This window comes from Verrucosispora sp. NA02020 (assembly GCF_013364215.1).
GTDB lineage: Bacteria > Actinomycetota > Actinomycetes > Mycobacteriales > Micromonosporaceae > Micromonospora.
This window is the reverse complement of record NZ_CP054923.1, coordinates 1540073-1563880: the sequence shown is the minus strand read 5'-3', so window position 1 is coordinate 1563880 and position 23808 is coordinate 1540073. Positions and strand designations below refer to the sequence as shown.

The following is a 23808-nucleotide window of genomic DNA, read 5'->3' as shown; positions in this document are numbered from 1 at the left end:
TGAGCGGCATTGCAATGCCGCTCAGTTAGGGCGGTGTGGTGGATGTCAAGCGGGGTGTAGACGTGGACGGCGGGGTCTCGGTATAGAGGTTTGTCACTCCAAGACAGCCTCTGGACCGGGAGCCCCGCCGTTGGAACAGTCTGCCATCACGTCCACGATCAGGGTGGCTGCGGGGCGGTTCGCGCCGGGCCATCTGGGTGAGTTGACGCAGCAGGTGCCGTTCGAGATGGTCGATGCCGTTCTGGCTGAGGCCGGTGGTGTGCAGTCGCGGGTGCGGGATCTGCCGTCGCGGGTGGTGGTGTATCTGCTGCTCGCGGCGGGGCTGTTCGCTGAGGTCGGTTACCGGCAGGTGTGGGCTCGGTTGGTCGCTGGGCTGGACGGGTTGACGGTGGCGCTGCCGACGTCTTCGGCGTTGTCGCAGGCTCGCCGTCGGGTCGGGGACAAGCCGCTGGTGGCGTTGTTCCGGTTGCTGTCGGGTCCGCCGGCGGGGGCCGCCCGGTGGCGGGGTCTGCTGGTGTGCGCGATCGACGGCACCAGCATGTTCGTGCCCGATACGGCGGCTAACCTGACGGTCTATCCGCGTCAGGCGGGCAGCCACGGTGGGTCGGGGTATCCGATGCTGCGGCTGGTCGCCGTCGTGGCGTGCGGCACCCGCGCTGTCATCGACGCGGTGTTCACCCCCATCAGCACTGGCGAACTCACGTGTGCGGGGCGTCTGTTGGGCTGCCTGCGCCCAGGCATGCTGCTGCTGGCCGACCGTGGGTTCGCCGCCCGTCAGATGATCGAACAGTTCGCCAGCACCGGCGCTGACCTGCTCATCCGCGACAAGGACGACCGGCGGCTGCCCGTCATCCGCCGCCATCGCGACGGGTCCTGGCTGTCTGTCATCGGCACGATGACGGTCCGGGTCGTTGACGCCGAGATCGTCGTGAGCATGAACGGTAAACGCCACGTCGGCCGGTACCGGCTGATCACCACCCTCACCGACCAGCGCCGCTTCCCGGCCATGGACCTGGTCACCCTCTACCACCACCGCTGGGAGATCGAGACGACATATCTGGAGTTGAAGTCCACCCTGCGGGGCGGACGGGTCCTACGAGCCCGAACCCCGAACGGGATCAGTCAAGAGGTCCACGCCCTGCTCACCACCTACCAAGCGGTCCGGCTGGCAATGGCTGACGCCACCGCCAGCCGGCCCACGACCAACCCCGACCGGGCCAGCTTCACCATCGCCGTCCACGCCGCCCGAGACCAGATCACCCAAGCCGCTGGTGTCATCGCCGGCACCGTCATCGACCTCGTCGGCACCATCGGCCGCGCAATCCTGGCCGACCTGCTACCCCCACGCCGCACCCGAATCAGCCCCCGCGTGGTCAAACGCGCGATCTCCAAACACCGCGCCAAAGGCACCATCGACCGCACCAACTACCACGCCACCATCAACATCAACATCCTCGAAACAGCAGCATTGACAACCCGCCCACCGCCCTAACTGAGCGGCATTGAGGCTAAGGGAGGGTTAACGGACGCCGCCGTCGCGCCCGAGCGGATATACCCTGCCTGCTGTGGCCCGCCTGCTGCTCATCGAGGACGACCTGACCATCCGCAACCCGCTGGTGCGGGCGCTGCGCGAACGGGGACACGCGGTGGCGGCGGCGTCCACCGCGATGGCCGGGCTCCGCGACGCGCTCGACGACCGCCCCGACCTGGTCGTGCTCGACCTCGGGCTGCCCGACCTGGACGGCCGCGAGCTGCTCCGGATGCTGCGCGCGGTCAGCGCGGTGCCGGTCATCGTCGCGACCGCCCGCGACGACGAGACGGAGGTCGTCCGGGTCCTCGACGCCGGGGCCGACGACTACGTGGTCAAGCCGTTCACCGCCGCCCAACTCGACGCGAGGGTCCGCGCGGTGCTGCGACGCGGGCCGGGCGGACCGGCCGAGGAGGACCCGACCATGGTCGTCGGTGGGCTGCGGATCGACCCCCGGGCACGGCAGGTCAGCCTGGACGGCACGCCGGTCGAGTTGACGCCGCGCGAGTTCGACCTGCTGCGGCACCTGGCCGGCCGGGTCGGTGAGGTGGTGACGAAACGGGAGCTGCTCACCGAGGTGTGGCAGATCCCGTACGGCGGGGCGGACAAGACCGTGGACGTGCACCTGTCCTGGCTGCGTCGCAAACTCGGCGAGAGCGCCCAGCAGCCGCGTTACCTGCACACCGTACGCGGGGTGGGGGTCCGGCTGGTCTCGCCCGAGGCACCACGATGAGGGCGCGCCTGGCACTGCTGGTCACCGCCGTCAGCGTGCTCATCGTGATCGCCTTCCTGGTGCCGCTGGCGCTGCTGCTGCGGACCTCCGCCGAGGACCGGGCGACCGCACGGGCCACCGCCGACGTGCAGGGTCTCGCCCCGGTGGTCGGCACCGCCGACTCCGAGACCGTCCGGCTGACCGTCGACCAACTCGTCCAGTCCGGCCGCCCGGTCAGTGTCTTCCTCCCCGACGGCGAACAGCTCGGCGCGCCGGCACCGCGGACGCCCGCCGTCGAGCTGGCCGCCCGGGGGCAGAGCCTGACGGCCGAGACGCCGGAGGGCCGCGAGGTGGTGATCGCGGTACAGGGCCGTACGGACGGCACCGCGGTCATCCGCACCTTCGTCTCCGAGGCCGAGCTGACCCACGGGGTGGACCGGGCCTGGCTGGTGCTCTCCCTGCTCGGACTGCTGCTGGTGCTGATCGGTCTCGCGGTGGCCGACCGGCTGGCCCGCACCCTGGTCCGCCCGATCGGTGAGCTGTCGGCGGTGTCGCACCGGCTGGCCAACGCCGAACTGGACGCGCGGGTCGAGCCGTCCGGGCCGGCGGAGCTGCGCGAGGTGGGTGGTGCCCTCAACCACCTGGCCGGACGGATCCAGGAACTGCTGGTGCAGGAACGCGAGCAGGTGGCCGACCTGTCCCACCGGTTGCGGACCCCGCTGACCGCGCTGCGGCTGGAGGCCGAGTCGCTGACCGATCCGCAGGACGCCGCCCGGATCGCCGGTGCGGTGGACGGGCTGGAACGGGCGGTCACCGGTCTGATCCGGCAGGCCCGCTGGCGTACGCCCGCCGACGGTGCGGTGGTCACCGACGCCGTGGCGACGGTGACCGAGCGGGTGGCCTTCTGGTCGGTGCTGGCCGAGGAGACCGGCCGAGCGGTCGACCTCGACCTGGCACCCGGCCCGCTGCCGGTCGGCGTCCCCGTCGACGAGCTGGCGGCGGCGGTGGACGCGCTGCTCGGCAACGTCTTCGCGCACACCCCCGACGGCACCGCCTTCGCCGTGCGACTCGCTCCCGACGGCGACCGGGTGGTGCTGGCGGTGGCCGACGAGGGCCCCGGCATCGCCGCCGAGTCGGTTCGGCGCGGAGCCAGCCAGGCCGGGTCGACCGGCCTGGGGCTGGACATCGCCCGCCGGGCCGCCCAGGCCAGCGGCGGCCGGCTGGAACTGGGCGAACGTCCCGGTGGCGGCGCCGAGGTGGTGCTCGTCCTGGGCACGCCGAAGATCGCCGCGACCGGTCCCTAGCGCTTTTAACCCGGCCTTAGTGTTCGGACAGCGCGCCGCTATCCCGCCGCGACAGATGCTGTGTGCATCAACCGAGGAGAGGTGGCACCAATGAAGCGCAACCCCCTGATCCTGGCGTCGGTCGGCGGCGCCGCGGCGGTCCTCGCGGCGGCCGGGATCTTCCTGGGCGTCACGGCGGCCGACACCGACCGCGCGCGGCAGACCACGCTGACCGCGGCGACCGCCGCGCCGGAGGAGACCACCCCGGCCGCTCCCGACGCGGTCACGCCCCCGGCTGACCCGGGCACGGTCGCCCCGCCGACCGACCCCGGCACCGTGGCCCCGCCCGCCGACCCGACCACGGCCACCCCGCCGGCCGGCACCGGCACGCCGGACCCCGCCGACAAGGTGAGCCGCGAGCGGGCCGGTGAGATCGCCCTGGCGCACGCCGGCGGCGGTCGGATCACCGAGATCGACCGGGACCGGGAGAACAAGCGCCCGGTCTGGGAGGTCGAGATCGTCAACGGCGACGTCGAGCACGAGATCGACGTCGACCGGGAGACCGGCGAGGTGCTCAAGGCCGAGAAGGAGCGGTACGACGGCGACGACGACCGCGACGACGACGATGACGATGACGATGACGATGACGACCGCGACGACGACTGACCGGTCGGCAGCGGGCCGGTGACGGCCGATGGACACCCCGGAGCGGCACCCGCCGCCCGGGGTGTCGCGCTGTCGGTGCCCCGCGATGACAGTCGCGGAGCTGACAGAGTTCCGCCGAATTTCCGGCTGCATGCCCTGTGAGCTGGGTAATCACCTGGCTACATTTAATTATGGTGCCCGCCCACCGGGGCTGGGCGACGGAACCGGTCTACCGTCCCGTCCTCCCCGCACGGCGGGGCGAACTGGACGCGCTCGGCCACCTCGACGACGCCCTCGCCCCGCTGATCGCCCCGATCCTGCACGTGTCCGAACTCGACAGATCCATCGTGGAAGCCGTGAACCGGTTGCCGCCGGGGCTGATCCCGGCCGTCGACGTGGGCGCGCTGCCCGATCCGGCCGGTGCCGAGCCGCTGCGATGGGGCGTACCGCTGGTGCCGGTGATCGGTCTGACCGACGGTGACCAGCGGCTTGCGGCGCACGGGGTCACCGCCCGGGCGTACTGCGGCCGGGCCGTGGTGCGCCTGCGGATCCGCCTGGACCGGGCCGGACCCGACGCCGCCACGACCGCCGTGGAACGGATCTGGCGGTACGCGCGACTGGCCCCCGAGCAGTGCGACCTGGTGCTCGACTGCGGTGACGTGTGCTGCCCGGCGGACATCCGCACGACGGAGCCCCGGGTACGCCGGGCGCGGGACTGGGCCCGACGGCACGCGTGGCGCACGGTCACCGTGGTGGCGGGCGGGATGCCCCCGGCACTGGCCCGACTGCCCACCGACGAACCGGTCCGGCTGGACCGTTGGGACTGGCTGCTCTGGCGGCGGCTGGCCGACCTCGGGGTGGGGTTCGGTGACTACGGCGTCGCCTCCGCCGCGCCCGGCGCGGAACCGGCCGACCGGCTGCCGACGGTCCGCTACACCGACGTTGACGCGTGGTGGCTCTACCGGTGGTCGCGGCGGGGTCGGCGCGGCGACGAGCGGGTCGCCGACCTCTGCCGTGAACTGGTGTCCGCGCCGCACTGGCCGTCGACGGGCGCCGGCTTCTCCTGGGGCGACCACGAGATCGTGCGCCGGGCGCGTCGGGTCGCCGGAGCCGGGTCGGCGACCAACTGGGTGGCCTGGAGCACCTCGCACCACCTGGCACACGTGCTGGCCACACTGGGACGTACCAGCGGTGGTGGAGCCCGGCCCCCGGGGCCCGTCCCGCCCCCACGGCCCCGTGGCGGGGAGCACCGCCGCGCGGGCTGAGCCTGCGGCTACTGCTGCTCGGTGAACCCGAACTGCACCACGCCTTCGTCGTCGACGGTCGCGTCGACCGCGGCGTCGCCGAGCAGGTCGGCGGCGTCGGAGTCGAGGAAGATGCGGGCGCCCTGGTTGTCGACCACCTGATCACCCGCGACCGGCGCGGCGACCAGCTCGACGGTGAGCGATCCGGCGGTGGTGTCCGCGGCGATGCGTACCCCACCGCCCTCGGCCACGTCCTGCTGGTTGGCGAGATCACGGATCACCAGGACGGCGTTGTCGGTCATCGTGAGCATGGCGGGACTCCTCGTGGGTTCTCGACTCCCGGTGCCGGAGGCACACTGCCGGCCAGTCCGTGAGCGGACCGGCACTCGGCCCGCACACCGGGTACGGATTTGGCGGCCTTTCCAGGCCGACCACACCCGGCGCGGCTCGCCGGGCAGCGGTCGCCCACCGCCGCATCGGGGCAGCTCAAGGCCCCTCCACTGCCCACGGTGCCCGCTCTGGAGGCATCCGTCAAGTAGACCACCGTCGATTGATTAACCGGGTGTGAAAGCTCTGCGAACGGGTACCCGACGAGGTTTCCCTGATGTTAGGAGGGGACCCTTGCTATACCGCAGGCGTTAGGAGGGGGCCCTTCCTTGCATCTTGGGCGGGGGGACGGGAGCGGCGGGATCGCCGCGTTCGATGAGGGCGGCGATCTCGGAGTCACGCAGGCCGCGCAGCGCCAGCACGCGGGTGCCCCAGCGGTGCAGCCGACACGGGTGCGGGCTGGCGTCGTTGCGACAGACTGTGCCGCCGGACCATCTTCGGGGCGCGTGCACCACGACGGCACGGACGGCGAACTGGGCGTCCTCGGCGGTCACGTACGGCGGCAGCGGGATCTCCCGCAACGCCGTTCCGACCGGCTCGCCGGTGGGCGGGGACGGACGGAGGGTACTGCTGCTGCTCATCAGCCTGGCCTCCACACAGGACAGTCGAACCCGGACAGCAGGACGGTACGGTCCGGTGGAGGCGACCCGACGGACAAACTGCCCGACGGCGGGTACGGCTGCCGTCAGAGGCGTTCCAGCAACACCACGGGGATGTCCCGGTCGGTCTTGGTCTGGTAGTCGTCGTACGCCGGCCAGACGGCGACCATGTCCGGCCAGAGCCGGGCCTTCTCCTCGGCCGTGGCGGTGCGGGCCCGTGCGGTGAAGCGCTCGGCCGCGACCTGGACCTGGGCCTCCGGGTCCGCGAGCAGGTTCAGATACCAGGCGGGGTGTCGGGGAGCGCCGCCCTGGGAGGCGACCACCACGTACGCGTCGCCGTGCCGCCGGTAGATCAACGCGGTCCGGCGGAGGGCGCCGCTGCGCCGGCCCCGGGTGGTCAGCAGCAACGTGAACACGCCCGGCTGCCACTCGTGTCCCTCGGCACCGTCGGTCTCGACGTACCTGTCGATGTGCTCGGCCACCCAGTCGGTGGGGCTGTCCACTACCTTCTCGCCCGACGTCATCGGTCCTCCTCGATCATGATCGGTCACCGACCACGCTACTGGAGAACCGTGCCGGGGGCAGGTCAGCGCAGTGCGACGGCCTGGAGGCCGACGTTGCCGCAGTGCGGTGTGAACGTCTCCTCCACCGTCCAGGTGAGCAGGACACGGGTGCCCTGCGGCGCCTCGAACCGGACCGTCACGCCCGAGGAGAGACTGGTGTGCCGCTCCTCCAGACGCAGCGTCCGGCGTGGCCCGTCGTCACCCACGCGTATGTCGAGCCGACCGCGGGCCATCCAGACGCCGAGATAGACGGTGGCGGTACGCGGCTGACCGTCGGCGACGACGGCGAGCCGGAAACCGTTGCCCGCACCGCAGGTGTAGACCCCGTCCGCGACGTCGCCGGCCGAGTTCACCGGCGCTCCGTCGCGCCACCGGAACAGTTCCTGGTTGCCGTCCCAGCTGTCCCGGTCGCCCTGTCCGCCCAGGTCACGCAGGGAGGCGGAGCCGTCGCGCTTGCGTACCGGGCTGGTGGTGCCGCCGAGGCCCCAGTGCAGCCAGTCGCGGCGGCCCGCCTCGGTCAGGTCCACCGTCGCCGGGATGTCGGCCCGGCCGAGCGTCAGCGTCGGCGGCGCGGCCGGCGGGGCGGGCGTGGGCACCACGACGGCACTCGGCGAGGGGCTCGGACTGCGCTCGCGCGGTCGCAGGCCCGGCATGGCGTCGGCGTCGGCGGTGGCGCTGGGCAGCGCCGGACGCCCGACCACCGCCGGCAGGCCGTCCGGGTCCGGCTGGTCGTCCGGCACCGGCTCCGACCACCAGTTGACGTAGCCGACGAGGGCCAGCAGACCGGCGAGGGCGGCGACCGCCTCCACCGTGGTGCGCCGACGTCGCCGGGCGCGGGCGAGCCGTCGGGCGGCTGCCCGGGTCTCCCCTTCGGCCGACGGTGGCGCTGTCGGTGGCGAGGGTCGGGCCGATTCCGCGCGGCGGCGGCCCGCCCGGGTGCGGTGCGACGCCGGCCCGACCGACTGCGCGGGCTTCTCCTCCGCCACCGACTCTCCACTTCTGCCGGACCGGAATCACGCCGGCACGCTCGACCCGGACGCGGGGCCGTCTCACATTCGCATCACCGACACCCGGCGCGCTAGTGCGGCGTCGTGGCCGGTTCGTCGCCACGGACGGCTCAGCCGAGGACCTGGAAGCCGAGGGCGCGGGCCATCATGACGGCCTGCACCGCGTCGACGATCGCGCCGGAGCGGTGCACGGCGGTCGGATCCAGACCGGAGAGGTCACTGCCGCGCAGGTCCGCACCGGACAGCCGGGCTCCGCGCCACTGCACGTCGGAGAGGTCGCCGCCACTCACGGTCGCGCCGGTCAGGTCGGCACCGGAGAGGTCGGCCTCCCGCATGCGTACGCCGGTGAGGCGCGCGCCCCGCAGGTCGGCGCCGGCGAGCGTGACGAACGACCAGTCGCCGCCGTCGACGGTCAGCGGACGCAGATCGCACCGGTCGAAGCTGCTGCCCACGAACTTGCAGCCGGTGAACTCCGCCTCGAACAGGTTGCAGCGGGTGAAGACGCACCGGGTGAAGGCCGAGTCGACGTGCCGGGAGACGTTGAACAGCACGTCGCCGAAGGTGCAGCCGTCGAAGACGGCACCCCGGCTGGTGGCCTCGGTCAGGTCGACGCGGTGGAAGGTGCACCCGACGAAACGCCGGTCGGTCAGCTCCTCGGCGTACCAGTCCTCGTCGTGGAAGGTGACGCCCTCGATCGGCTCCGGCATGAGGCGGAGCCTAGCCAGTGACACCGACGACCTTTCGTTCCCGGCCCGCGTACCGGCCGGTAGGTTCGGTCGGATGAGCATGGCACGCAGCATCGCGCCGGCCGAGGTCGGTTTCGACCCGGCCCGGCTGGCCCGGATCGACGCGCACTTCGGCCGGTACGTCGACGACGGCCGGCTCGCCGGTTTCCAGGTCCTGGTCACCCGGCACGGCGAGATCGCGCACAGTGCGGCGTACGGGCTGCGCGACCGCGAGGCCGGTACGCCGGTCGAGGCGGACACGCTCTGGCGGATCTACTCCATGAGCAAGCCGATCACCTCGGTGGCGGCGATGATGCTCTGGGAGGAGGGCCGTTTCGAGCTGACCGACGAGATCGGCCGCTGGCTGCCCGAGTTCGCCGACATGCGGGTCTACTCGAAGGGCTCGACGCTGAAGCCGTACACGGTGCCGGCGATCGAGCCGATCCGGGTCTGGCACCTGCTCAGTCACACCTCCGGGCTGACGTACGGCTTCATGCAGACCTCGGTGGTCGACGGCCTGTACCGGGCCGCCGGGTACGACCTGTACCCGCCGTCGGGCGTGGACCTGGCCGAGGCCTCCCGGGTCTTCGGTGAGCTGCCACTGCTGTTCCAGCCCGGCACCGCGTGGGGCTACTCGGTCGCCACCGACGTGCTGGGCCGGCTGATCGAGGTGGTCTCCGGGCAGAGCCTGGACACCTTCCTGCGCGAACGGATGCTGGATCCGCTGGGCATGACCGACACCCGCTGGCACGTGGCGGGGGCCGACGCCGAGCGGCTGGCCGCGCTCTACGTGCCGGACCCGACCACCGGTCGGGCGGTCCGGCACGACCGGCTCGGCGACCTGGCGTACGCGAAGCCGAGTCTCCTCTCCGGCGGCGGTGGCCTGATCTCGTCGGCCGCCGACTACCACCGGTTCACCCAGATGCTGCTGCGCGGCGGCGAGCTCGACGGGGTACGCCTGCTCGGCCCGCGTACGGTGCGCCTGATGACCCGCAACCACCTGCCCGGCGGCGGTGACCTGGGCATGCTGTCCACCGGCGGGTTCGCCGAGACGACGCTGGACGGCATCGGGTTCGGCCTCGGCTTCGCGGTGGTCGACGACCCGGTGCCGAGCCGGCTGCCGAGCAGCGTGGGCGAGTACTACTGGGGCGGGGTGGCCAGCACCGCGTTCCTGGTCGACCCGGCGGAGCAGCTCACCGCCCTGCTGTTCACCCAGCTCATGCCGTCGAGCACCTGGCCGCTGCGCGCGCAGCTGAGGCAGCTCGTCTACTCCGCCCTGGTGGATTGAAGGACCATCCGCACTGGTGGACTGAAGGACCATCCGCCCTGGTGGACTGAAGGATCGCCGTTCCACCGACGCACCCCGGGCCCGGTCCATAGCCTGGGGTGGTGAGCAACATCGTCGTGTTCGGGGCGGGCGGCACCGCGGGTTCCCGCATCGTGGTGGAGGCGGTCGACCGGGGACACCGGGTGGTGGCCGCGGTACGCCGACCGGAGGCCGTCTCGTACCTGCCACCGGCCGTACGCGTGGTCACCGGGGACGCCACCAGCGAGCGCAGCGTACGGGAGTTGGCGCCGGACGCCGACGCGCTGGTGGTGGCGATCGGTGGTGGCGACCGTACGCTGTGGCCGGACGCGGCCCGGACGCTGCTCCACGTGCTGGGCGGGATGCCGGCCGCGCCCCGCGTGATCCACGTCGGCGGCGGGTCCACCCTGCTCACTCCGACCGGGGGCCGGTTGCTCGACGAGCCGGACTTCCCCGCCGACTACCGGGAGGCCGCGCTCGGCCAGGCCGACGCGCTGGACGTCTACCGGTCCGCTGCCGACGGTGTCACCTGGACCTACCTGTCCCCGCCGCCGCTGGAGTTCCATCCCGGCGAGCGCACCGGACGGTACCGCACCGGCACCGAGCAGCCAGTGACCGACGACGATGGCCGCAGCGCGCTCAGCTACGAGGATCTGGCGGTCGCGGTGGTCGACGAAATCGAGAGCCCGCGTTTCCGGAATATGCGGTTCACTGCCGCATACTAATTCCTCGATCTTGAGAACGAGCAGCTAGCGGGTTAGATTCGAGCCGCAGTGACCCGGGATGTTCACCCCTGACTCCCGGGTCCGTACCTCGAATCAGGAGGCTTGCTCTTGTCATCCCTCGACGACGCCGTGACACCCTCGCACGAATCGTCCAGCTCCACTGTGTTCAACCGTCGACGCATGCTCACCGTCGCACTCGGCGGGGCGGCCACCGTGGCACTCCCGGCACCGGCCTGGGCCGCCGACGACAAGCGGCCGGGCGCACACCGCCCGCCCAAGCTCACCCCCCAGGACCGCAAGGTCATCGCTCAGCTCTCCCCCCGCCGGGCGCTGGAACACCTGAAGGTGCTCTCCGAGGACATCGGCCCGCGCATCGGCGGCACCGAGTCCGAGCGCCGGGCCGCGAACTACCTCGCGGGCCAGTTCGACAAGCTGCGGTACGACACCACGCTGCAACCGTTTCCGGTGGCCGACAAGTTCCTCGCCCAGCTCAGCTCCCCCGCCGGCCTGCCCACCGACCTGAACTGGCAGGTCGGGGCCAGCGCCCACGCCGCCCTGGACACCTCGGTCACCGCCGCGGTCGTCGACGTGCGGGCCGGTGCGGCGGCGGACTTCACCGCCGACGTCGCCGGCAAGATCGTGCTGGTGGACTACGTCGCCGCCCAACGGGAGGCGGTGGCGGCGCGGGCGGTGGCCGCCGGTGCGGCCGGTGTGGTCTTCCTCCCGGCCGACCTGGTCGAGCCGCGCCGCGCGTCGGCGTTCTCGCCCACCCTGCCCGGCTCCGCCGCCACGCCGCTGGGCATCCCGGTGGTCGGCGTCGCCCAGGCGCAGAAGCACCGGCTGCGGGCGCTGCTCGCCGCCGGACCGCTCACCCTCACCGTCGCCACCACCGCGCACCGCGGCCTGACCTCGTACAACGTGCTGGCCGAGCGGCGTGGGCGGTCCGGCGCGAACGGCCCGGTGGTCATGGTCAGCGCGCACTACGACTCGGTGATCGGCGCGCCGGGCGCCAACGACGACGGCTCCGGCACCGTGCTCTGCCTGGAACTGGCCCGGGTGCTGAAGGCGATCCCGATCAACGCCACGGTCCGGTTCGGCCTCTGGGGCTCGGAGGAGCAGGGCCTGATCGGCTCGCGCTACTACGTGCGGGAGCTGCCGCAGGTGGAGCGGGACCGGATCCTCGCCGTCTACCAGAACGACATGGTCGCCACGAGCTGGGACCCGGCGACGCGGTACTGGCTGCTCTCCTTCACCGGCGAGGCCAACCGGGCCACCGACGAGGTCTCCGCCGCGGCGCTGCGGCTCGGCTACCAGCCACAGATCTCCCCGGTGACCCAGCGCGGCGCCAGTGACCACCAGTCGTTCCAGGAGGTCGGCATCGCCAGCGCCAACTTCTCCTGGCGGGGTGAGGAGTCTCCGGCGCTGCTGGAGCCGCCGTACCACAGCCCGGAGGACACCATCGCCAAGAACATCAGCCTGGAGCGGTTGCAGGTGTCAATGGAGCTGATCGGCTGCGCGACGTACGCGACGGCCGGACACTGACACCCACCACCGGGGCGGGCGGGGCACGGCGGGAGCCGTGCCCCGCCCGTCGTCAGTCGGCCAGTCGGGCCGGGAAACCGCCGGTGGCGACCGGGCCCCACGAGGTGATGGTCACCCGGATCAGCGACTTGCCCTGCCGCACCATCGCCGCCCGGTAGTCGTCCCAGTCCGGGTGTTCCCCGGAGATGCTGCGGAAGTACTCCACCAGCGGCTCCAGGGCGTCGGGCAGGTCGAGGACCTCGGCGGTGCCGTCGAGCTGCACCCAGGGTCCGTTCCAGTCGTCGGAGAGCACACACGCCGACACCCGGGGGTCGCGGCGGATGTTGGAGACTTTCGCGCGTTCCGGATAGGTGGAGATCACCAGTCGGCCGTCGGCGTCCACCCCGGCGCTGACCGGCGAGGACTGCGGCCGACCGTCCGGACGGGTGGTCATCAGCACCACCCGGTGCCGGGGGCGGACGAAGGCGAGCAGGTCGTCGCGGTCGACGCGGGTGTTACGAGCGATCGTGCGTGGCATCGTTCGTTTGTACCAGTCGTCAGCCGATCCGGCCCACGGACGACTGGCGGGGCACCCGGGGACGCGCCGAGGGTCGCCAGGCGCGGCCGTTGGCGTAGATCACCCGAAAGCCGAGGTAGGAGGCGAGCGGCGCCCAGTGCGCCGAGCCCATCCGCAGCTCGGCGGCGTTGTGCCGCCGACCGTTGGCGAGTACGTCGAGCAGCACGGTCTCGAACGCCGCCGACTCGACCCAGTCCACCTCGCGGGTGAAGCCGCAGATCAACGCCGCGCCGGTCACCTCGAGGAACTCCCGCAGCACCGACTCGGGGGCGCGCAGGACCGAACAACTGCCGAAGTAGAGCCGGCGCCCCTCGCAGCGCCCGGCCATCAACTCCGCCACCTCGGTCAGCTCGACCGACTGCCAGTCGGTCAGGCACAGCCGGTTCGGCTCGCCGTGCATGGCGAAGAAGCCGAGCCGGTGGTCGGCGTACTGCTTGAGCAGCCAGCGGTCGACGAAGTAGAACAGCTCGTCCCGGGTGGCCGCGTCCTTGTGGATGAAACGGACCTTGCCCAGCCGTTCGAGCAGTTCGAGGGTGGGCAGCACCGATCCCCGCTCGTTGAGGTCCCGGTGCCACTGGCCCTCGACGCAGAAGATGCCTCCGCGTGCCACGCCCGCCTCCCCGTCGTCGCCCGCGCTGAGGTTACCGGGCCACCTCGGCCCGGCGACATCACCCGTCCTGCGGTCACCTGCGACTTTCCGTACCGCCACGCGCCTTTGCGGCATGGCCAGGGTGAATGCCCGATTCCGTGGAATCGGATTAATTCCGGGCCAACCGACAATCACAGGTCATCCCGAGAGGAATTCGCGTTAACCGTCACCAACCGGCCGTCGAGGTGCGAGTGTGGATTCACGGGACGGCGGTCCACGTCCCGGAATGCCACCCCATTCGCTCTCCTAGCAGGAGGACTCTCTGTGCGCGCACATCTGATGAAGCGGGCTGTCCTCGCCCTCGCCCTGGCCGTGCCAGGTGCCGCGATCGCCTCGGCGGTCGCCGCGCCGCCGGCCCATGCCGACGGCTGCTACACCTGGAACCGCACGCTGTCCCGGGGCAGCTCGGGCAGCGACGTCCGCGAGCTGCAACTGCGGATCGCCGGTTGGGCGGGCAACAACAACGTGGTGGAGCTCGACGGCCAGTACGGCCCGAAGACCGCTGCCGCCGTACGCCGTTTCCAGTCCGCGTACGGACTACGGTCCGACGGGGTCGCCGGCCAGCAGACCTTCGCGAAGCTGTACCAGATCCAGGACAACGACTGCACCCCGCGCCACTTCACCTGGAACGAGATGGACGACGGCTGTGGCCGGGGCGGCTGGACCGGTGGTCCGCTGACCACCGCGCAGACCCGGCAGAACGCCCTGCGCACGATGTGGAAGCTGGAGGCGCTGCGCAAGGGCCTCGGCGACCAGCCGCTGGAGGTGACCAGCGGATTCCGCAGCCGCACCTGCAACAGCCAGGTGGGTGGTGCGTCGAACAGCCAGCACCTCTACGGCAACGCGGCCGACCTCGTCTCCGACAACCGCTCGCTGTGCCAGATCGCTCGCGCCGCGCGCAACCACGGCTTCAGCGGCATCATCGGCCCCGGGGTGAGTGGCCACAACTCGCACGTGCACGTGGACTCACGCCGCGAGAACAACCGCGACAACAGCACGAACAACACGTACTGGGCGGCACCCGACTGCGGGATCGCACCCGGCTACCGCTGAGTCGCGACGCCGGCCCGGGCTGGGCGGGGGGATGCCCGTACGCCCGGGCCGGCGTCGTGTCGGCGGACGAGCCCGCTCAGCTCGCCCGCGGCCAGCGCGGCGCGGTGGCGGGGGGTGCCACCGGCCGGCCGGGGGTTCGGACACCGGCCCGGGCGGCCGGCGCTGCCACCCTCGGCACCGGACCCCGGGCCGGGTAACCGGCCGGGTTCGTCCTCGGCGGATATCCGGCCGCGCCCGCACGCATCGGGTGACCGGCGGACCGCTCGGCACCGGCCGGGCGGGCGACCGGAGTGCGGCCCTGTTGCGGCCCGTTCACCAGGAACGGGAACGGTACGTGGACGAACGGATTCCCGTGCCGGATGAGGGCATCGAGCTGTCGTTCGTTGAGCCCGTGGTCGAGCAGCACCTTCCGACCCCAGCGATGCAGCCGGCAGGGGAACCTCGCGCCGTCGTTGCGGCAGAGTGGCCCGGTGGGCCATTCCTCCGCCGCGTGCACTACTACCGCCCGGACCGCTACGCGGACATCCTCGGGGGTCAACGGCGTCGGGACCGGCAACTCGCCCAGAATCTGATCGATGGGATCCGTCGACTGACCATCAACTCGCACGGCAGGCCTCCCGCAGTTCGGTGGCGATGCGCCTGAGCACCGCACCTCGCCCATTGATACGGCCTGGCGAGCGGGAAAGTTCAAACCGGCTCGGCGCACCGTTAACCGAGAGTGCCGACCGTCGCCGCCGGCCCCGGTCAGACCAGCCCGGCGTCGTGCACGAGGAGCGCGACCTGCACCCGGTTGTTCAGACCGAGCCGGGTCAACAGCCGCGAGACGTACGCCTTGACGGTGGCGACGCTCATGAACAGCTCGCTGGCGATCTCGGCGTTCGTCCGCCCCTGACCGATGGCCATCGCCACCGCGCGTTCCCGGTCGGTGAGACCGCCGAGCAGCCGGGTGGCCCGCTCCTGTCGGGGATCGCTCGCGGTGCCCACCGTGACGTGCGTGATGAGGGTCCGGGTGACCGTCGGTGACAGGGTCGCCTCCCCGGCCGCCACCCGGCGTACCGCCTGCACGATCTGGGCCGGCGGGGTGTCCTTGAGCAGGAATCCGCCGGCACCGGCCCGCAGCGCCCGCAGGACGTGCTCGTCGGCGTCGAAGGTGGTCAGCACGAGTACCTCCGGCGGTCGGGGCAGCGCCCGCAGCGCCTCGGTGGCCGCCAGCCCGTCCACCCTCGGCATCCGGATGTCCATCAGCACCACGTCCGGCCGGCAGATGGCGACCGCCTGGACCACCTCGCCGCCGTCGGCCGCCTCCCCGACCACCTCCAGGTCGGGCGTACCGCCGAGGATCATCGACAGCCCGGCGCGCACCAGCGCGTCGTCGTCCACGATCAGGAGCCGGATCGGCTGCGGGTCCGCCACCGGCAGCGCCTGCTCGGGTCCGGTCACGACGCCGGCCAGGGCAGCCAGGCGGCGAGCCGGAAGTCGCCGCTGTCGTCACGGCCGTGCTCCAACCGCCCACCCGCCAGGGTGACCCGCTCGGCGACCCCGATCAGCCCGGTTCCGGTACCCGGGATCGACGGCACGGCGTCACCCACCGGCCACCGGTTGCGGATCTCCACGGCCAGCCCGTCGCCGGGCGCCCCGCTGAGCCCGACCGTCACGGCCGCACCCCCGGCGTGCTTGCGGGCGTTGGTCAGCCCCTCCTGCACGATCCGGTAGACGCTGCGCCCCAGACCGGCGGGCAGCCGCTCCGGGTCGCTGACCCGGTCCCGCAGGTCCACCCGGGTACCGGCGGCCCGGGACTCGGCGACCAGCGCGGGCAGGTCGTCGAGGGTGGGTTGCGGGCGTTCCGGCTCGGCGGTGAGCGACGTGTCGGCCCGCAGGACGCCGATCACCTCACGCAGGTCCTGCAAGGCGGCGTGCGCGCTGCCCCGGATCACCCCGGCGGCCCGCGAGACCTCCTCCGGGCTGGCGTCGGGCCGGAACTCCAGCGCACCGGCGTGCAGGCTGAGCAGGGAGATCCGGTGGGCCAGCACGTCGTGCATCTCGCGGGCGATCCGGGTGCGCTCCACCTGCTGGGCCTGGGCCACCCGGAGCTGCTGCTCGGCCTCCGCCCGCTCGGCGCGCTCCCGCAGCGACAGCACCAGTTGCCGACGCGCCCGTACGAACATCGCCCAGGCCATCACCAGCAGGGTGATCACCACGCCCCAGATGGTCGCGGCCCAGTAGCTGCTCTGCGGGTCGGGGCGGAACAGGGCGAAGAACATGTTGCAGACCAGCGCGGCCGCGGTGACCGCCAACGCCACGGCGGTCCGCAGATGCACCACCACGGTGAAGTAGATGATCAGCAGCGCCGCGATCGAGGTGACCGAGAGCATGGTCAGCGGCAACGTCACCAGCAGAAGCCCGAGCGGCCAGCGACGACGCCACCAGAGCGCCACCGTGCAGGCCAGCCCGACGACCGCGTCCGCGACGATCATCCAGCCGTACGGCAGCCGCTCGGCGACGATCGGGGCCGGCGTGAGGGCGTCGAACGTGGTCAGCACCACCCAGCCGAGCGAGAGCAGGAAGCAGGTGCTGTCGATCAGCCAGTCCCGCATGGTGCGACGGGGGCTACGGTCGGCCCCACCGAGCGCCCCGGGCAGCAGCCACGGGTGCTCGGGGACGACAGGGCTGGTCACAGACGTCATGGTAGGCAGTCGTCGAGGGCTCCGGCCAGCGACCAAAGTCGGTCCTTCGGGGTCGACCTTGGTCTAGCCGGTGTCGACCGGCGGCCGCTGCGGACAGCCGGGTGGCCCCGGCAGCCTGATCGGCATGATTGTCGTAGACCAGCTCACCAAACGGTACGGACGGCACACCGCCGTCGATGACGTGTCGTTCCGCTGCGAACCGGGCACGGTCACCGGCTTCCTCGGGCCCAACGGGGCCGGCAAGTCGACCACGATGCGGATGCTCTGCGGGCTGAGCACACCGACCTCCGGCACCGCCACCGTCGCCGGGCACCCCTACCGCCGACTGCCCAACCCGGGTCGCGTCGTCGGTGTCCTGCTGGACGCCTCCGCCCAGCACGCCGGACGCAGCGGCCGGGAGGCACTGGCGGTGGCCGCGGCCACGATGGGCGTGGACCGGCGCGCGGTGGGAGAGGTGCTCGACCGGGTGGGCCTGAACGCGGTCGCGGCCCGGCGGCGGGTGGGCGCGTACTCGCTGGGGATGCGTCAGCGGCTCGGCCTCGCGCACGCGCTGCTGGGCGACCCCCGGGTGCTGGTCCTGGACGAGCCGGCCAACGGCCTCGACCCGGAGGGGATCTTCTGGATGCGCGGCCTGCTGCGCGACTTCGCCGACCGGGGCGGCACCGTCCTGCTCTCCTCCCACCTGCTGCGTGAGGTCGAGGCGGTGGCGGACCGGCTGGTGGTGATCGGGGGCGGCCGGGTCGTGGCGCAGGGCGACAAGGAGGAGTTGCTGGCCGACGGCGGCACGCTGGTGCGCGCCCGCGACCGGGGCGCGCTGCGGACCGCGCTGGAACGCGCCGGCCTGCCGATCAGCGAGGGCACCGACGGGCTGGTGGTCCGCGCCGACACCGACGCGGTCGGCGAGGCCGCGCTGACAGCCGGCGTCGCCCTGACCGAGCTGCGCCCGGCCGGGAGCGGCGGCCTGGAGCAGCTCTTCCTCACCCTCACCGCGACCGGCGGATCACAGACCGCCGCGACCAGCGCCACCGAGCCGACCAGGGAGCCCGTCCGATGACCACCACCACCGTCGCCCCCGAGGACACCCGGCCGGCCAGCCGGGCGGCCGAGCGGGCACCGTCACTGACCCGGCTGACCCGGGTGGAGCTGCGCAAGCTCGTCGACACCCGGGCCGGACGCTGGCTGTTGATCACCATCGCGCTGATCGCCGCCCTGATCGCCACCATCCAACTGGTGTACGCGGAGGACGCCGAGCAGACCTTCGTCGACTTCTTCATCCCGTCGCTGCTGCCGATCGGGTTGCTGCTGCCGGTGCTGGGCATCCTCTCGATCACCAGCGAGTGGTCGCAGCGGACGGCATTGACCACCTTCGCCCTGGTACCCCGCCGAGGCCGGGTGATCATCGCCAAACTCGTCGCGGTGGTGCTGGCCGCCCTGGCGTCGGTGGTGGTCAGTCTCGCCGTGGCGGCCGTGGCGAACCTGATCGCCGACGCCACCGGCGGCGCCGGGACCTGGCGAATCGAGGGTGCGTTGGTCCTGCACGCCGTCGTGTTCCAGGTGTCCTGTGTTCTGATGGGCGCCGCCTTCGGCCTGTTGTTCCTGCACACGCCGCTGGCCATCGTCTCCTACCTGGTGCTGCCGAACGTCTGGATGATCCTCGGCGGGCTGATCCGGCCGCTGAACCGCAGCGCCGAGTGGTTGGACACCGGGCGCACCATGGGGCCGCTGTTCACCCCGGAGGTGACCGCCGGGCAGTGGGCCCGGCTCGCGGTCTCCCTGCTGGTGTGGCTGGTCCTACCCATGGTCGTCGGGTTGGTGCGGACGACGCGTCGGGAGGTGGCGTGACGGCGTACGGCAGGCCGACCGTGGTCAGCGGGGGTCGGCTGGAGACGCTGGTGCTCTGGGTCGGGTTCCCGCTGGCGGGCGGTGCCGTGGGGGCGGCGCTGGCGGCCGGGGCGGGCTGGGTGGCCGGTCTGTCCTGGGCCCCCGCGCAGGGGCTGTTCCGCATGGTCGACCGCATGCCCGACCAGCAGGCTCTGGCGGCCGGGGTGGCGGTCGGCGTCCTGGCCGGGCTGGTGTTCGGTGCTCTCGGGGCCGCCGATCGGGTCGTCGTCGAGGTGGCGGTGGACCGGGTACGCGTACGGCGCGGCGGCAAGGAGCGGGAGTTCGCCCGGCGGGACGCCCAGGTGGCTTACCGGGACGGCAAGGAGCTGGTGCTGCTCGGCGCAGACGACGAGGAACTCCTCCGGCAGCGCTCCGACCTTTCGGGCGCCGACCTGGCCGGGGCGTTCCGGGAGCACGGCTGGCCCTGGGCGGACGATGACCCGCACCGGGCCGCGTACCGGCTCTGGGTGCCCGAGTTGCCCGGCCTGCCGCCGGGCGCGGACGCGCTGCTGAAAGCCCGGCAGAAGGCGATGGACGACGACCGGGGCAAAGAGGCCGGCGAGCTGCGGACCGAACTGGCCCGCTACGGCGTGGTCGTCCGGGACGAGGGCGGACGGCAGCACTGGCGGCTGACCCGCTCGGCCGTGCCCGGGCAGTGAGCGGTGTGGGCCGGGCCCCACGGAGGAGCCCGGCCCGGTCGGCGTCACCGCCAGGAGTGCCCATGGTGGTGGTGTCCGTGCTTGGGGCCGTGCCCCTTGCCCTTGCCCTTCCCCTTGCCGGGCGTCTTGCCCGGCACACCGTTCACGGCCGAGGTGTCGTACGCGAACGTGATCACCGAGGCGGCGATCGCGTCGGAGTTGACGTCCAGCGCGTGCACGTTGACGTTGCCCCGGAGCTTGTACTTCTTGTTCAGGGCGCGGTACAACGCCGGGTCGGCACCGTCGGCGACCGGCGTCAGGCTGTCGCACGCCTGGTGGTAGCAGGGGTCGTACGCCTCCCCCGCCAGCCCGCCGAAGAGGGCGGCCTCCTCGGCCGTCTTGATGCCCTCCGCGCCGGTGAACAGGCCACCGGCCGGGATGTCGACGGCGATGAACGCGCCGTAGTCCGAGCGACCGGTGAAGTCCGACGGCACGGTCGGCAGCTTGCGGGAGGCGAAGAACCTCTCGAACACCTGCTCGATCTGTGCCGACCCCTCCGGCCCCGGTCCGGCACCCTGCTGCGCCGAGTCGTCACCGTCGTAGACCCCGAACACGTAGTTCGGCGACCCGATCATGTCGAAGTTGAGGTAGAGGGCGATGTCGCCGACCTGCTGCTCGGTCAGGCTGTCCACGTAGTACTGCGAGCCGACCAGGCCCGCCTCCTCCGCGCCCCACCAGGCGAACCGGACCGCGTTGGCCGGCTTGACCTTCGCCATCTGGAGGGCCACCTCCAGCAGCGCGGCGCTGCCGGTGCCGTTGTCGTTGTAGCCCGGCCCGGCCGGGTCCGAGTCGAGGTGCGCGCCAGCCATGACGACGTTGTCGGTGCGGCCGTGCCGGGTCTGCGCGAAGACGTTCTCGGTGCTGCGGACCTCCGAGGTGGTGTCGGCCTCGATCCGCAGGACCAGACCCGCCGTCGCCGCGAACTGCGCCCCGGCGTCGTACGAGACGCTGACGGCCGGGATGCCGACCGGTGCACCGAGGGTGCCGGCGAACAGGTCGTAGCGGTCCGGGTTGGCCTCCGGCGTACCGTTGCCCTGGTTCATCACGATCGCGCCGACCGCGCCAGCGGCCTCGGCGTTGGCCACCTTGTCGCCGAACCCGCAGGTGCCGCGCTGCATCAGAGCGATCTTGCCGACCACGTCGACGGTGGCGAAGTCGCTGGCCTCGCAGCCGGACGTGGAGGCGCGCGGCGGCGTCAGGCTGAGGTCCACCGCGACGACCTGGCCCTGGCCCACCCCGTCGCCGGAGTAGTCCATCAGCTCGTAGTCGACGCCCTCGGCGTAGTCGGTCGCGTTCGGCGCCACCTGGGCGAACGAGGAGCCGAACTCCTCATAGAAAGCGAAGTCGAACTGCTGGCGGGTGACCTGGTAGCCGGCCTTCTTGAGCAGCTTCGCCACGTAGTCGGCGCTCGCGTCGTAGCCCGGCGTACCGGAGGCACGGGTGCCGTCGTTGGCGTCGGCGATGGCCTGGAACCGGTCGAGGTGTGTGATGACGCCCTTGACCGTCACCGCCTTGGTGAGCTTCTTGACCGTGTTGTTGTTCGGGCTCGCCGTCGCCGGTCCTACCAGCGCCACCGTGCCCACCAGGGTGCCCGCCGCGATGGCGGCGATCACCCTCCTGCCGGAGAAAGGCACCACGATGTGCCACGTCCTTCCTCTTCGGATATCCGACTCCCGACCCCCGTGTGCCGGATGCTGCGGCCATCCTGATACACATCGATGACCACGGCAACGGGACTGTTCGGCCACCTCAGGCCGCCGTCAGGTCCGTTCGGGCCAGCCGATCACGCCGTGTCGCGTCGGCTGCGGACGGCTCACCGAGGCCAGCAGCTCGTCGAGGGCGTCCGCCTCGGCCCACCCGTTCACCGCGATCCGCCCGCTGGTGTCCACAGTGATCTCCACCCGGTCCGGGCTGCCCGACACCTCGTCGAGCAGATTCGGAAAAGTGTTGCTGAGCAGCACGAACTCCTGGTTGGTGGAGCCCACCCAGGGTCGCCGCCGGTCGATCCGGTCGGCCTCGAAGGGCCCGGCGACCAGCAGGTCGGTCGCGGCCAGCAGGGCGGCGACGTCGTCCCGACCGGCACCGGCCGCCGCGCGCAGTCGCGCGTACGTGTAGCCGCTGAAGGTCATCACCGAGCGACCCGCGTCGCGTACCCCGGCGGCCACCTCGGCGAGCGCGGCCGCCTGGTCGAAGGGCTCCCCGCCGAGCAGGGTCAGCCCCTCGGTCGGTGCGTCGAGCACGCGCCGCACCAGGTCGGCCGGGTCTACCTCGTCGCCGCCCCGGAAGCTCCACAGGTGCGGGTTGAAGCAGCCGACGCAGCGCACCGCGCAGCCCTGGACCCAGACGGCGGTGCGCAGCCCCGGACCTTCGGCCCGGGTGGCGGCCAGGAAGCGGGCCAGCGCGACGGTCGTCGCCGCGCGTCGCGGGGCCGGACCGCCCTCAGACATCCAGGACGCGACCGGACGGCGGATATCCCGGCCGGTGGCCGCCCGGCGGCGTGCAGGTGAGGCGGTCACGCAGCCGGGCGTACTCGTGCGGGGCCAGATTCGCGGCGGCGGTGAACTCGGCGAGCCCGCCGAACCCGCCCCGGCGGTCCCGCGCGTCGACGACCTGCCGCGCCCGGCCCGGGTCGAAGCCGGGCAGCACCGCGAACTCCTCCCACCGGGCGGAGTTGACGTCGAGCGAGCCAGGCGCGCCACCATGGTCGACGGTCGTCGCCCCCGACTGCTGGCTCGGCAACGGCGGCGGGTGCTCGGACAACGCCGACGGATAGTCCGGCAGGGGCGGCGGGAAGTCCGACGACAGCGGGGCCGGCGGGTAGGCCGGCGGCTGGGCGCCGGTGACCGGCGGGTACGCCGTGGTGGGCGGAAACGCCTGGCTGGGCGGTGGGGTCCAGCCGGTCTGGGGCGGGTACGACGTGCCGGGCGCACCGGGCGGTGGGGCCAGCGCGACGGGCGGGTACGGGCCACCGGGCTCGGCGTACCAGGGGCGGTAGCCCGCCCGCCAGCGCAGCCAGGACGGGTTGATCACAAGCGCGTGCACGATGCTGGTCATCCAGATCGCCAGGACGCCCCCGACGGCCCAGTCGGTGACCGTCTCGCCCAGTTCGCCGACCAGGATGAAGGCGGTCCAGCCGAGCACCAGGTAGGCAATGCCGGAGACCCACCACGCCGCCCGCCGCGCCTTCAGCCCGACAAAGAGGAACCCGAAGCCGCCGAGGCAGCTCATGCCGACGATCGGCAGCAGCAGCCACCAACTGTGCAGCACGCGCCACTTCCAACTCGCGGCCGGGTTCGCCGCTCGCGCCGCCGGTACGCCCTGCTGCGTCCAGGCCGGGTCAGGCGCGGTCGACATCTCGGTCCTCCTGTCGTACGACGTCCCGGGTTCGGGCATGGTCGGCGGTGTAGGCGCTGCTGACCGTCCGGGCGGCCAACAGGTCCTCCAGCACCGCGACGTAGTCCAGGCACCGGTCGCCCAGGATGCCCCGGGTCTCGGCGCTGACCACGCCCTCGCTGCTCACGGTGACCACGAGTCGTGGCTGCTCGGCGGTCACGAGCGGGCTCCCTGCACGGCGAAGACCAGGCGGACCGCGTCGTCGTCGGTGACCTGCTCTGACTCCAGCCGCAGCCCGGCGGCCGGTGCCTGCTGCCGCAGCCGGTCCAACACCGCCCGCTGGACCTGCCGGCCGTACGCGACGTCGACCGCGCGGACCACCTCCACGGCCCTCGGCTCGTCGATGTCGCCGGTGAAGTGCGCCGACCAGATGCCGGCCTCGTCGCGCTGGAAGCTCGCCCGGACACCGGCCCAGTCCGCGGTGATCGAATCCGGCGCGACGGCGACCACGGCGGCGGTGTCGTGCAACGCGGCGGCGAGCAGGTTCTCGTCCCGCATCCGGGTCTGCACCTCGCAGACGATCCGGCCCTCCTGTTCGGAACGGGAGGTGACGCCGTGGGCGGCGGCCACCGCGGCGACGGCGAGGGGTAGCAGCACGAGCGAGATACTCACCGCGGGCTCCTTCCGG

At 72.4% G+C, this 23808-nt stretch carries 26 protein-coding genes and 1 pseudogene; 12 read left to right on the top strand and 15 right to left on the bottom strand.

Annotated elements, in window-relative coordinates; translation table 11 throughout:
- The first annotated feature begins 130 nt into the window (after nucleotides 1-130).
- The 5 genes from HUT12_RS06780 to HUT12_RS06760 all read left to right on the top strand — a co-directional run bounded on the left by HUT12_RS06780 (nucleotide 131) and on the right by HUT12_RS06760 (nucleotide 5433).
- A complete protein-coding gene (locus HUT12_RS06780) occupies nucleotides 131-1492 on the top strand; it encodes an IS4 family transposase (protein ID WP_176092250.1) in 1362 nt (453 codons plus the stop codon).
- 73 nt (nucleotides 1493-1565) lie between these two features.
- Nucleotides 1566-2261 carry a response regulator transcription factor gene (locus tag HUT12_RS06775; protein WP_176092844.1) on the top strand — a complete coding sequence of 232 codons (696 nt, stop codon included), beginning with the start codon at nucleotides 1566-1568 and terminating at the stop codon, nucleotides 2259-2261.
- Nucleotides 2258-3544 carry a HAMP domain-containing sensor histidine kinase gene (locus HUT12_RS06770; RefSeq protein ID WP_176092843.1) on the top strand — a complete coding sequence of 429 codons (1287 nt, stop codon included), beginning with the start codon at nucleotides 2258-2260 and terminating at the stop codon, nucleotides 3542-3544. Before HUT12_RS06775 ends, HUT12_RS06770 begins: the two co-directional genes overlap by 4 nt.
- A 90-nt stretch (nucleotides 3545-3634) precedes the next feature.
- On the top strand, nucleotides 3635-4189 hold the full coding sequence (locus HUT12_RS06765) for a PepSY domain-containing protein (protein ID WP_176092842.1): 555 nt from the start codon (nucleotides 3635-3637) through the stop codon (nucleotides 4187-4189).
- A 170-nt stretch (nucleotides 4190-4359) separates the two neighbouring features.
- Entirely contained in the window at nucleotides 4360-5433 is a 1074-nt protein-coding gene (locus HUT12_RS06760) for a beta family protein (RefSeq protein WP_176092841.1), read from the top strand.
- 8 nt (nucleotides 5434-5441) lie between these two features.
- Here the strand turns inward: HUT12_RS06760 and HUT12_RS06755 are convergent, their stop codons facing one another.
- From HUT12_RS06755 to HUT12_RS06735, 5 genes are all read right to left on the bottom strand, one after another.
- Nucleotides 5442-5723 carry an adhesin gene (locus tag HUT12_RS06755; protein WP_131057065.1) on the bottom strand — a complete coding sequence of 94 codons (282 nt, stop codon included), beginning with the start codon at nucleotides 5721-5723 and terminating at the stop codon, nucleotides 5442-5444.
- A 327-nt stretch (nucleotides 5724-6050) separates the two neighbouring features.
- Complete coding sequence (locus tag HUT12_RS06750; protein ID WP_131057063.1) at nucleotides 6051-6380, bottom strand: hypothetical protein; 330 nt, start codon at nucleotides 6378-6380, stop codon at nucleotides 6051-6053.
- A 104-nt stretch (nucleotides 6381-6484) separates the two neighbouring features.
- On the bottom strand, nucleotides 6485-6922 hold the full coding sequence (locus HUT12_RS06745; RefSeq protein ID WP_131057061.1) for a nitroreductase family deazaflavin-dependent oxidoreductase: 438 nt from the start codon (nucleotides 6920-6922) through the stop codon (nucleotides 6485-6487).
- A gap of 62 nt (nucleotides 6923-6984) precedes the next feature.
- Nucleotides 6985-7947, bottom strand: a complete 963-nt coding sequence (locus tag HUT12_RS06740; protein WP_176092840.1) for a hypothetical protein — start codon at nucleotides 7945-7947, stop codon at nucleotides 6985-6987.
- A 131-nt stretch (nucleotides 7948-8078) separates the two neighbouring features.
- The gene (locus HUT12_RS06735) at nucleotides 8079-8675 is read right to left on the bottom strand and encodes a pentapeptide repeat-containing protein (protein ID WP_131055272.1); all 597 of its coding nucleotides are present in this window, start codon (nucleotides 8673-8675) and stop codon (nucleotides 8079-8081) included.
- Between the two features lie 73 nt (nucleotides 8676-8748).
- Here HUT12_RS06735 and HUT12_RS06730 point away from each other — a divergent pair, with 73 nt between their 5' ends.
- The 3 genes from HUT12_RS06730 (at nucleotide 8749) to HUT12_RS06720 (ending at nucleotide 12266) form a co-directional block, all read left to right on the top strand.
- Nucleotides 8749-9981 (top strand): serine hydrolase, encoded by a 1233-nt coding sequence (locus HUT12_RS06730; protein WP_176092839.1) that lies wholly within the window; start codon nucleotides 8749-8751, stop codon nucleotides 9979-9981.
- Between the two features lie 101 nt (nucleotides 9982-10082).
- Nucleotides 10083-10724: an NAD(P)-dependent oxidoreductase gene (locus HUT12_RS06725; protein ID WP_131055275.1), complete on the top strand. Its 642-nt coding sequence runs from the start codon at nucleotides 10083-10085 to the stop codon at nucleotides 10722-10724.
- Between the two features lie 180 nt (nucleotides 10725-10904).
- Nucleotides 10905-12266 (top strand): M28 family peptidase, encoded by a 1362-nt coding sequence (locus HUT12_RS06720; RefSeq protein WP_131055277.1) that lies wholly within the window; start codon nucleotides 10905-10907, stop codon nucleotides 12264-12266.
- A 52-nt stretch (nucleotides 12267-12318) separates the two neighbouring features.
- Here the strand turns inward: HUT12_RS06720 and HUT12_RS06715 are convergent, their stop codons facing one another.
- Together HUT12_RS06715 and HUT12_RS06710 are read right to left on the bottom strand one after the other, a co-directional pair.
- Complete coding sequence (locus tag HUT12_RS06715) at nucleotides 12319-12783, bottom strand: PPOX class F420-dependent oxidoreductase (protein WP_131055279.1); 465 nt, start codon at nucleotides 12781-12783, stop codon at nucleotides 12319-12321.
- A gap of 19 nt (nucleotides 12784-12802) precedes the next feature.
- The gene (locus tag HUT12_RS06710) at nucleotides 12803-13432 is read right to left on the bottom strand and encodes a DUF6642 family protein (RefSeq protein ID WP_131055281.1); all 630 of its coding nucleotides are present in this window, start codon (nucleotides 13430-13432) and stop codon (nucleotides 12803-12805) included.
- Nucleotides 13433-13735: 303 nt separating this feature from the next.
- Between HUT12_RS06710 and HUT12_RS33135 the strand changes: the two genes are divergently transcribed.
- Nucleotides 13736-14524, top strand: a complete 789-nt coding sequence (locus HUT12_RS33135) for a M15 family metallopeptidase (RefSeq protein ID WP_176092838.1) — start codon at nucleotides 13736-13738, stop codon at nucleotides 14522-14524.
- A 76-nt stretch (nucleotides 14525-14600) separates the two neighbouring features.
- Here HUT12_RS33135 and HUT12_RS32705 read toward each other — a convergent pair whose 3' ends face one another.
- The 3 genes from HUT12_RS32705 to HUT12_RS06690 all read right to left on the bottom strand — a co-directional run bounded on the left by HUT12_RS32705 (nucleotide 14601) and on the right by HUT12_RS06690 (nucleotide 17199).
- On the bottom strand, nucleotides 14601-14930 hold the full coding sequence (locus tag HUT12_RS32705) for a hypothetical protein (protein ID WP_254876737.1): 330 nt from the start codon (nucleotides 14928-14930) through the stop codon (nucleotides 14601-14603).
- 338 nt (nucleotides 14931-15268) lie between these two features.
- On the bottom strand, nucleotides 15269-15868 hold the full coding sequence (locus HUT12_RS06695; protein WP_254877030.1) for a response regulator transcription factor: 600 nt from the start codon (nucleotides 15866-15868) through the stop codon (nucleotides 15269-15271).
- A gap of 92 nt (nucleotides 15869-15960) precedes the next feature.
- The gene (locus HUT12_RS06690; protein WP_176092836.1) at nucleotides 15961-17199 is read right to left on the bottom strand and encodes a sensor histidine kinase; all 1239 of its coding nucleotides are present in this window, start codon (nucleotides 17197-17199) and stop codon (nucleotides 15961-15963) included.
- Between the two features lie 133 nt (nucleotides 17200-17332).
- Here HUT12_RS06690 and HUT12_RS06685 point away from each other — a divergent pair, with 133 nt between their 5' ends.
- Genes HUT12_RS06685 through HUT12_RS06675 form a run of 3 tightly spaced genes read left to right on the top strand, consistent with a single transcriptional unit; the run spans nucleotide 17333 to nucleotide 19748 of the window.
- Nucleotides 17333-18262 (top strand): ABC transporter ATP-binding protein, encoded by a 930-nt coding sequence (locus HUT12_RS06685; RefSeq protein ID WP_176092835.1) that lies wholly within the window; start codon nucleotides 17333-17335, stop codon nucleotides 18260-18262.
- The gene (locus HUT12_RS06680) at nucleotides 18259-19050 is read left to right on the top strand and encodes an ABC transporter permease (protein ID WP_131054257.1); all 792 of its coding nucleotides are present in this window, start codon (nucleotides 18259-18261) and stop codon (nucleotides 19048-19050) included. The genes HUT12_RS06685 and HUT12_RS06680 overlap by 4 nt, the downstream gene beginning before the upstream one ends.
- Nucleotides 19047-19748: a hypothetical protein gene (locus HUT12_RS06675; protein WP_176092834.1), complete on the top strand. Its 702-nt coding sequence runs from the start codon at nucleotides 19047-19049 to the stop codon at nucleotides 19746-19748. The genes HUT12_RS06680 and HUT12_RS06675 overlap by 4 nt, the downstream gene beginning before the upstream one ends.
- Nucleotides 19749-19930: 182 nt before the next feature.
- Here the strand turns inward: HUT12_RS06675 and HUT12_RS33130 are convergent.
- The 5 genes and pseudogenes from HUT12_RS33130 to HUT12_RS06650 form a co-directional block, all read right to left on the bottom strand.
- A pseudogene (locus tag HUT12_RS33130) lies at nucleotides 19931-21001 on the bottom strand (M28 family peptidase); the annotation flags it as partial.
- 546 nt (nucleotides 21002-21547) lie between these two features.
- The gene (locus tag HUT12_RS06665) at nucleotides 21548-22234 is read right to left on the bottom strand and encodes a 4Fe-4S single cluster domain-containing protein (RefSeq protein ID WP_176092833.1); all 687 of its coding nucleotides are present in this window, start codon (nucleotides 22232-22234) and stop codon (nucleotides 21548-21550) included.
- A complete protein-coding gene (locus tag HUT12_RS06660) occupies nucleotides 22227-23141 on the bottom strand; it encodes a helix-hairpin-helix domain-containing protein (protein WP_176092832.1) in 915 nt (304 codons plus the stop codon). Before HUT12_RS06660 ends, HUT12_RS06665 begins: the two co-directional genes overlap by 8 nt.
- Nucleotides 23125-23340, bottom strand: coding sequence for a DUF2997 domain-containing protein (locus HUT12_RS06655; RefSeq protein WP_131054253.1), 216 nt, complete (start codon nucleotides 23338-23340; stop codon nucleotides 23125-23127). The genes HUT12_RS06660 and HUT12_RS06655 overlap by 17 nt, the downstream gene beginning before the upstream one ends.
- Nucleotides 23337-23792: a hypothetical protein gene (locus HUT12_RS06650; protein WP_131054252.1), complete on the bottom strand. Its 456-nt coding sequence runs from the start codon at nucleotides 23790-23792 to the stop codon at nucleotides 23337-23339. The genes HUT12_RS06655 and HUT12_RS06650 overlap by 4 nt, the downstream gene beginning before the upstream one ends.
- Nucleotides 23793-23808 lie beyond the last annotated feature (16 nt).